The sequence below is a fragment of the Yersinia massiliensis CCUG 53443 genome (genome assembly GCF_000312485.1).
GTDB lineage: Bacteria > Pseudomonadota > Gammaproteobacteria > Enterobacterales > Enterobacteriaceae > Yersinia > Yersinia massiliensis.
This window is the reverse complement of record NZ_HE997648.1, coordinates 166,820-175,833: the sequence shown is the minus strand read 5'-3', so window position 1 is coordinate 175,833 and position 9,014 is coordinate 166,820. Positions and strand designations below refer to the sequence as shown.

Genomic DNA, 9,014 nt, shown 5'->3' with positions numbered 1-9,014 from the left:
AGTAACGCTTGTTGACGCTAATGATTTGGCTCTACCTGTTCTCGTTAAGTGCCCGTGCTGAATGCTAGAACTGGGTATTAAAAATGAGTGTTAAAACTGAAGACTAAAACTAAGCGCAAAAACTGAGTGCCACAGATAAAACGAGAGCGGGGTTTTCGGGATGCCTAGCCAATTAGGCCTCCCGAAATACTCATCATCAAGCACGGCGGCCACTCCATCTGACTGCCAAGCTAGCCATACCCGCGATGCTGATAAGGGCAACAACCCCCGTCCACCCTATTTGTTCTAAAATCAAGCTACCCAATGCAGAGCCCACGGCCATACCCACAAATACACCGGTAAAAAGTAGAGCATTAAGCCGACTACGCGCGGCGGGTTCTAAGCTGTAAATAATCGTTTGATGCGCTACCAATGTTGCCTGAACACCAAAATCAAACCCAACCGCGCTGATGACAATAAGCCCTATTTGCAAATGAAATGGCAGCAGCGGCAATAGGAACAGAGCAGCAAAAAATACCGTCGCCAACCCCGTGCCAATCAAGGTAACAACTTGCGGCCCACGGCGATCGGCGAGCATACCGGCTAAAGGTGCGGCTAATGCACCTGCGGCGCCTGCCAGACCAAATGCCCCTGCAACAGCGCTCCCTAGGTGATACGTATCTTGTAGCATCACAGCAAGTGTTGACCAAAATGCACTGAAGCCAATGGATAACAAGCCCTGTGACAGCGCGGCACGGCGCAAATCTTTATACTGAAGCCATAAGTGGCTCATTGAGACGAACAGTGCCGGATAGCTCAACGTTGAGGTGGCAGGAACCTGCGGTAAGCTACGCCATATCACCAAAGTGATCGCAATAATCGACAGCGATGCCCCCATAAATAATGTGCGCCATCCAAAGTACTCGGCAACAAAACCACTCAACACTCGTGACAGTAAAATGCCTAACAGTAAGCCCGTCATGACCGTACCCACTGTTTTTCCTCGTTGCGCAGCCGACGCTAACGAAGCGGATGCCGGTACGATATCTTGTGCCATAGTGGCTGCCACTCCGACAATAAGACTGGTGATTAATAACCCGCTGATGTCATGAACAAAACCACTAAGCAGTAGTGCGATTGTTAGCAAAATACCTTTCAATAAAATGATAATCCGACGGTCGTGACGATCACCTAATGGAGCCAGTAACAGAATGCCCAACGCATAACCAATTTGAGTCAATGTCGGCACCATTCCCACCGCACCTACGCTCGCCTGTAGGTCACTTCCCATTACACCCAATAGTGGCTGACTGTAATAAATTGATGCAACGCTAAGACCTGCGCCGGTTGCCAACATCAGAACTGTTCGACGGGAAAGGGGACGCTCGGCGCTTTCTGTTTGGCTAGATATGGCTTGAATGACTGACATGATGGTCACCTGTAATGATATTGAGCCGCTATTTTTGCGTGCCCTCTTCCATCTTGGTAGTCGCCTAGAAAGTAAAATTGTTATACGCTGAGCGTATGACAGAATCTAATTTAGCAAGCATTGACCGTATAGAGTTGATGCAAACATTTATACGTATCGTCGAGGCGGGGAGTTTATCCGGAGCAGCCGTACGCTTGGGGACGAGTCAGCCAACGATAAGCCGGCGCTTACAGACACTCGAGCGCCTACTGGGGCTCAAATTACTGCAACGCACGACACACATCATGAAATTAACCGATGATGGAGAGCGCTGTTATGCTCACGCCAAAGCGTTAGTGAATAGCTGGGATACCATGGCAGATGACCTGCGTGGTGCAACGGATGAACCGAGAGGGCTATTGCGAGTTTTGGTCCCTCATGCATTTGGCCAAGACCAGTTAATTCCACCACTTAATGACTATCTGCATCGTTACCCGAAAATGCGTGTTGAATGGATGCTGAGTGATCGTCGCCCTGATTTTATTGCAGAAGGTATTGATTGTGCCATTCAAGTCGGCGCAGTCACTGACCCTTCTGTTGTGGCCATTTTGTTGGCTGAGATACCGCGTATCGTGGTTGCTGCACCCGAGTTACTGGGCAATAACCCGCTTCCGACACACCCGGAACAACTGCAAAATGTTCCATGGTTGGCATTTAACTCGTTCTACCGTCATGAGGTGGTATTGAGCCACAAAATAGAGGATGAGATCTATCGTCTCGCGATTCAACCGAAACTGAGTACCGACAGTTTGTATGCGCTGCGTAACGCTGCATTGGCTGGATTAGGCGCAGGAATTGCCTCTACATGGATGATAAGTGATGACATTGATCAGGGCCGATTAGTGCACCTAACACCAGATTGGCGAGGATTGCCCTTACCGCTGTATTTAGTCTATCCCCACGCCAGTTTTTACCCCGCCAGATTACGAGCATTTTTGGATATTATGCGCCAAGCCATGCCGAATCTGGCTGGAACGCAAAGCCCAAGCCTACCGCAGCGATTGAAAAAGAATAACAGCCGGAAGTGATGTGGGTGGTCTTGTCGAACATTTCTGGGGAAGAGTGGTGCAGTTGCCTAGTAGCTCACAGCCCCTATTGTTGCCCTGAATGGTATTTAGCGTAAAGGGGCTGCGGCTGTACTTAATGTCCCAAGGGTTAATGCTCCTTCTCTTCAGTACATACAAACCAACACAAAGAGTTATTTATGCGCCGATGGAAACAGTGGATTTTGCCTTCATTTTCCAGTGCGATCAGCAATGAGCGCGCTGAATAGATACTTTCTCCACATCTATCGGCCAGGTCCCTAGTTTTTGGCCATACCTCTACAGGAGGGAGTAGCAGCGATTTTTCTATTACTGTGTATTCTGAGCACATCGTCTTGAGTACGTTCAAAATCCGTGACTTTCGGATGTCATACTTTTTTAGTTTTTCTTCCATAAAATGACCCTTGCCTTATTGCAAATCAATCGCTTGATACAGATAAGCCATGATCTGCCCGCTCACTGTTTCTGCGCAAAATCCGATTTAGAAGTAAAGAAAGCTCAACAAGGTTCGTCACATCCAATTTCTTAAATATCCTGCTCTTATAAGTGCTAATGGTTTTGATACTCACGCCCAATTCTTCAGCCACTTGTGTCAAAGACTTATCTTGCAGAACTTTATACAAGACATCCTTTTCTCTGCCAGTTAAGCAGTCAATGGACTCGCGCTGATTTTTGTTAAATGCCACGTTATCTGAGGAAACTAGCAGTAAGTCTTTGGAAGGAAAGAAAATATAATCATGGATAACCGCATCTATTGCGGCATTGAGACAGGACATTCTGGCCTTCTTGGAGACCAAGCCCGATGCTCCCGCCTGTACACAGCAAGCAGAATAATATTCGGTAGGTTGGGAGGTAATGATCAATATTTTTGATGACGAGGAGGTAATTCGAATTAAGTTTTTGATCAGGGTATCTATTGCCGTGACGCGGGAGGGAATATCTAGAGTGATGATTTCTGGTTTTTGCTCTGATGCCATTTTTAATAATTCGACTTCTGATCCAGTATCAAAAACAGCGAAACCTCTGGCCATCAGCAATGTTCTGAGCGTATTTCTAATTAACGGGTGTCTGTCAAAAACTAAAGCGTTACCTGTTTCCATGGGCAAACTCCAATATATTTATAAGAGAACTATAAAGATTTCTGTCGAATCATCTTCCAGTGCAGTGGATAGATGATTTCAGCCATGTCATGGAGATTGGGAGAGGTTCTGTCATCTGTTCATAGTGATGAACGCAGATATCATGAGTAAAGAAAGAGAAGGTATCAGAGAAAAATAAGTATCTCCTTTTGTCGTCACATGAAGACAACAAGTTATTCCTCATGATAATACATCCCCAAGGGCACTCGCGAATCTTCGCCGTTCACATCAATATCAGGAAAACAGCAATGACCAGATAACACTGCATCAATGGCGCCGTCTAGATTATAAAGATCATCTTTTTTATAGACATAGCCATGGACGCCTATCTCCAGACATCTCTTAATAAAAAATGTAGGAAGTAAGGAACTGAATACCAATACTTTAGACGTAGGAGACAACTGCCTGATTTTTTTTATATAGTTTAGCCCCAAGCACCCCTGCATAAGGATGTCCAAAATAATGAGATTAGGCTTATAGGTAGATATTAATTTGAGCGTTTTTTTTTGGCATCCTGTATCCAAAAACTGCCAACCTCTCTTTACAATCAGATTTTTCACTGCATACCTGATTAAAGGGTGTTCATCAAAAGCCAAAATGAGTACGTTATTCACGGTCTACCCCCGAAAGACAATATATTTTATCTTATTGAAATAATTTGATTTTTATAAAATCATGAAAAGAGTTTCTGCATATTCACCCAACGAGCTCCCTGATTAAATACCTTAACCTACCAGTAGTGATGCAGCGACTGAAAATAGGAGTGGTTTCATCATTACTATATTCCAGTGAGTGGGAGTGATTATCGGCAACATGCAAATTTGAAAGAGCAATTAGTGATTGCATCACGTTTTTTGTGAAGTAAGTTTATTAGCGATAATCATAAAATTAAGTTTGATGCACAGAAACAGAAGGGATATCAGTCATTTTATTAAAGATGCACTGAAACCCTATATTTTCATATTAATCATTCAAACCCTAAAATCTGTCTGCTCGGGGATTCCCCTCCATCTAAAATGATATTTATTAAGAGTCAAATTGAGAGCATTATGCAATTTTGATTTGCAGTATATTCGATTTTAAATTCCGCTTCAATGATAATTTTCCACTTAAAGAACTAACAAAATACAATTAACTAGATTAATTAACTTAATTACCACTTAAAAAAAGTACATGCTGTTTTAGTTTCGTCTATTGCAAAGCGCATTGTATCGCATAGTAACTACCAACTTAGAATAATTAATTATTGAGAATTTTCTTGTATTAATTTTCATGCAGGGGAGGAGGGAGAGACATCTTTAACTCGTCATTCTATATCTTAATTCGATTTGCCATCATTCTATTCAATTTAAGAAACAAAAAAAATATTAACTATATGCAACAACAAATAGTATAAACACCCTGAAAATAGAATGTTGCGACACAATATAATGTTTTTAAGTAATAAGCGATGAATCTCACTTCATAATTAATCTGTTTGTTTCTTTATTAACCCACCGGTGATTTATATAATGCAACCTGAATATTCACGAGTAACTTACTTTATTCATACATTTGAATTGACTTATAAATATGTGAGTTGATGACGATATCAATCATAGATAGGAGGAGCCAGAAGCTGTAGCACTCGTACTACTTACATTCGACGACCTCCATCAGCACGGCAGACATTAACAGTGGTGCCATCATCCGAGCAGATCCCCACAGGTATATCGCTTAGAAAGCTGAGTTGAGCCGATGTAAACCTGATCGATGACTTTGGTAGCTTATAAATTCTTTTATTATCTTTACTTCAAAGCTGCCAATGCTTGCGCACAGGCCCAGGCTGAACTCCACGCCCATTGGAAGTTATAACCACCCAACCAACCTGTGACATCAACCACTTCACCAATAAAGTATAACCCCGGCACTTTTTGGGCCTCCATCGTCTTGGAGGAAAGCGCTTGGGTATCTACGCCGCCAATCGTGACCTCAGCAGTACGGTAACCCTCGGTTCCATTGGGCTGCACTTGCCATTGCTGAAGATGGGCCACCAGCGCCGCCTGCTGCGGTACATTTAATTGCTTCAGCGTGACATCAGGCAATTGCTCCAATGTCTGTAGGCACTCCACCAGACGCTTAGGCAATAGTTGAGCCAATGTGTTTTTTAACGTTTGATTAGGGTGCGCTTGTCGCTCACTACTCAAGAAAGCGTCTAGGTCAGTGTCAGGAAGTAAGTTAATGCTCACATACTCGCCAGCCTGCCAATAGCTTGAAAGTTGCAATATCGCTGGGCCAGAAAGCCCACGATGAGTGAATAAAATACTTTCGCGGAAACTCACACCATTCTCCGCCGTGACCACCGCTGGAACTGAAACGCCCGAGAGTGTTTGTAGATGATCCAGTAAGGGCTTATGTAAGGTAAAAGGCACCAATGCCGCGCGAGTCGGCAAAACGTTCAAACCAAACTGCTCTGCCAGCTTATAGCCAAACGGGGAAGCGCCAAGGCCGGGCATGGATAACCCGCCTGAAGCCACGACAAGTGAGTGAGCGTTCACTTCATCGCCATTGATATTGAGCACAAAACCGTTTTCCGTTTTTACCACTGACAGTACATCACTGCGCAGCCGGATCGTCACTTGCCCTAATTCACACTCTTTCAGCAACAGCGTGACGACTTGCTGAGCAGAATCATCACAGAAGAGTTGCCCCAGCGTTTTTTCATGCCAAGCGATACCATGGCGATTCATCAGATCGATAAAATCCCATTGGGTATAGCGTGCTAAAGCAGACTTACAGAAATGAGGGTTCTGCGACAGGTAGGCGGCAGGTTCTACGTACAGATTAGTGAAATTGCAGCGACCACCACCGGACATCAAAATTTTGCGCCCCGCTTTTTTGCCGTTATCAACCAATAACACTCGACGCCCTGCTTGTCCGGCTTGAGCCGCACAAAATAGCCCTGCAGCACCTGCACCTATCACTACCACATCAAACTGTTCCACACAGAGCCTCATTGAGTAAATTCTTCATTGCTGTCAATTTGCGCGCCTTCGGCTTATTTTTAGACAATTTAAGTCATTCAACCGACAAAATAGCGGAGGGGGATTGTAAGTCGCGCTCCAAAAGATCGCCATAGTAAGAAAATGTCTCATACGGTAAAATTAAGTAACTTGCTGATATAACATACATATGTTGTTTAAAAAGCGCAGTTCGTCTGCGGCCATGTCAAAAAAAGGTCATATTTTCCTTTTCCCCACCCCCCATTGTCACTGATAATGCGCCGCGTTCATGTCCACTAACTGGCGTAACGCTTATGCTACATCTTTTCGCTGGCCTGGATTTCCATACCGGCCTAATGTTAGTTCTTGCTTTGATGTTCGTGCTGTTTTACGAAGCCATTAATGGTTTTCATGATACAGCCAATGCGGTTGCGACCGTAATCTATACCCGTGCCATGCGTTCACAAGTTGCTGTTGTGATGGCGGGGGTGTTTAACTTCCTCGGCGTGATGCTGGGCGGTTTGAGCGTGGCCTATGCCATTGTTCATTTATTGCCTACTGATCTGCTGTTAAACGTTAGTTCGGCACATGGGTTGGCTATGGTCTTCTCAATGCTGCTGGCCGCGATTATCTGGAATTTGGGGACTTGGTATTTCGGTATCCCGGCTTCCAGTTCTCATACGCTGATTGGTGCGATCATCGGTATTGGTTTAACCAATGCATTAATGACCAGTACATCTGTGGTAGATGCGCTGAACGTTCCTAAGATGATCCAAATCTTCCTGTCATTAATCTTATCCCCGATAGTGGGTCTGGTTATTGCCGGTTTGATGGTGTTCCTGCTACGTCGTTACTGGAACGGGACTAAAAAGCAGCAACGTATTCACCTGACACCTGCTGAACGTGAAAAGAAAGACGGTAAACGTAAGCCGCCATTCTGGACCCGTACTGCACTGATTATTTCCGCTATCGGCGTGAGCTTCTCTCATGGCGCTAACGATGGTCAGAAAGGGATTGGCTTGATCATGCTGGTACTAATCGGCGTGGCTCCGGCTGGGTTTGTCGTGAATATGAATGCGACCGGTTATGATATTGCCCGCACCCGCGATGCAGTGACTAATCTGCAACATTTTTATCAGCAACACATTGAGGTATTGCCTCATGCCGTTGCGTTGAAACCGCTGGTACCGGCGCCAGAAACTTTGCCAAATACCCCTGCACAATTCCACTGTGATAGCTCGCGCGCCATGATAGCCATTGATCATGCGCAAACGCTGCTGGCTAATCTGCAAAGCTACGACGACCTGACGGTTGATCAACGCAGCCATATGCGTCGCTTGCTAATGTGTGTAGCAGAAACGGCAGGGACTGTTGCCAAGCTGCCAGAGACCAGTGCTCAAGACCGTCGTTTCCTCAACAATCTGCGTACAGATTTGTTAGAAACCGTGGAATACGCACCGACCTGGATTATCGTTGCCGTTGCTCTGGCCCTCTCTTTGGGGACCATGATTGGCTGGAAACGTGTTGCAGTGACCATCGGTGAAAAAATCGGTAAGAAAGGCATGACCTACGCGCAAGGGGTTTCTGCCCAGATGACTGCGGCGGTTTCCATCGGGATTGCGAGTTATACTGGGATGCCAGTATCAACCACGCAAGTGCTCTCTTCCGCTGTTGCCGGGACGATGTTAGTTGATGGCGGCGGTGTACAGAGTAAGACGGTGAAGAACATTATGTTGGCTTGGGTATTAACTCTGCCAATCTCTATTCTTCTTTCCGGTGGGTTGTACTGGGTAGCGTTGAAGTTCATTTAAGCGCTGCTACTGTAAGCAATAAATAAAAAGCAGTAGGCAATAAATAAAAAGGCGGCCTAGTCAGGTCGCCTTTTTAAATACTACTCCGCCCGTATTTCATGCTAATACCACAAGATTAACCCCATCAAACTCACCACGACCAAGCCACATAACGCACTGGTCAGTATAAATTGCCCACGCAACCGTTCACAGCGACGGATAAACTCGGGATCATGATGATCGAGATAGCGTTGACCAAAGATATAACCTACTAATCTAATCTGCTTGCTCGGCTGACCATGGGAGGTAAAGAATCCACCACCATCAACATATTGATACAGCAACGGGTCGCAGCCACGTAATACCACTAACAAAGCACGTAATGATGAATAATAGCGTGCCATATTAATCACACATACCACACATAAAGCCCAAAAAAGCGCGACGGTACTGATCATAATTATCCTCCCAGCGATTTCTAACGCATTGTTTACGGAACCTTTGCGTTATCGCTCACTCTAGCCGATACAAACACCCCCAGGGCCCAAAAGCCACCCTCTAGTTCGCTTTCTTACTGTTATTCGATGTGCCATTTGCTCAACACACTATCCGAA

General features: G+C 45.1%; 8 protein-coding genes. 2 read left to right on the top strand and 6 right to left on the bottom strand.

Annotated features, from left to right (window positions below):
• Positions 1-196: 196 nt before the first annotated feature.
• Positions 197-1,408 carry an MFS transporter gene (locus BN68_RS18895; RefSeq protein WP_019212753.1) on the bottom strand — a complete coding sequence of 404 codons (1,212 nt, stop codon included), beginning with the start codon at positions 1,406-1,408 and terminating at the stop codon, positions 197-199.
• A gap of 95 nt (positions 1,409-1,503) precedes the next feature.
• Between BN68_RS18895 and BN68_RS18890 the strand changes: the two genes are divergently transcribed.
• A complete protein-coding gene (locus BN68_RS18890; RefSeq protein ID WP_019212752.1) occupies positions 1,504-2,475 on the top strand; it encodes a LysR family transcriptional regulator in 972 nt (323 codons plus the stop codon).
• A 127-nt stretch (positions 2,476-2,602) separates the two neighbouring features.
• Here BN68_RS18890 and BN68_RS18885 read toward each other — a convergent pair whose 3' ends face one another.
• The 4 genes from BN68_RS18885 to BN68_RS18870 form a co-directional block, all read right to left on the bottom strand.
• Positions 2,603-2,821, bottom strand: coding sequence for a FaeA/PapI family transcriptional regulator (locus BN68_RS18885; RefSeq protein WP_226720621.1), 219 nt, complete (start codon positions 2,819-2,821; stop codon positions 2,603-2,605).
• Between the two features lie 88 nt (positions 2,822-2,909).
• Positions 2,910-3,590: a response regulator transcription factor gene (locus BN68_RS18880; protein ID WP_019212750.1), complete on the bottom strand. Its 681-nt coding sequence runs from the start codon at positions 3,588-3,590 to the stop codon at positions 2,910-2,912.
• Between the two features lie 212 nt (positions 3,591-3,802).
• Positions 3,803-4,243 (bottom strand): response regulator transcription factor, encoded by a 441-nt coding sequence (locus tag BN68_RS18875; protein ID WP_019212749.1) that lies wholly within the window; start codon positions 4,241-4,243, stop codon positions 3,803-3,805.
• Positions 4,244-5,416: 1,173 nt separating this feature from the next.
• On the bottom strand, positions 5,417-6,613 hold the full coding sequence (locus BN68_RS18870; RefSeq protein WP_019212748.1) for a BaiN/RdsA family NAD(P)/FAD-dependent oxidoreductase: 1,197 nt from the start codon (positions 6,611-6,613) through the stop codon (positions 5,417-5,419).
• Between the two features lie 311 nt (positions 6,614-6,924).
• Between BN68_RS18870 and pitA the strand changes: the two genes are divergently transcribed.
• Positions 6,925-8,421, top strand: a complete 1,497-nt coding sequence (gene pitA, locus BN68_RS18865; RefSeq protein ID WP_019212747.1) for an inorganic phosphate transporter PitA — start codon at positions 6,925-6,927, stop codon at positions 8,419-8,421.
• A gap of 101 nt (positions 8,422-8,522) precedes the next feature.
• On the opposite strand, the gene uspB is transcribed toward pitA, so the two are convergent.
• Positions 8,523-8,858 (bottom strand): universal stress protein UspB, encoded by a 336-nt coding sequence (gene uspB, locus BN68_RS18860; protein ID WP_019212746.1) that lies wholly within the window; start codon positions 8,856-8,858, stop codon positions 8,523-8,525.
• Positions 8,859-9,014 lie beyond the last annotated feature (156 nt).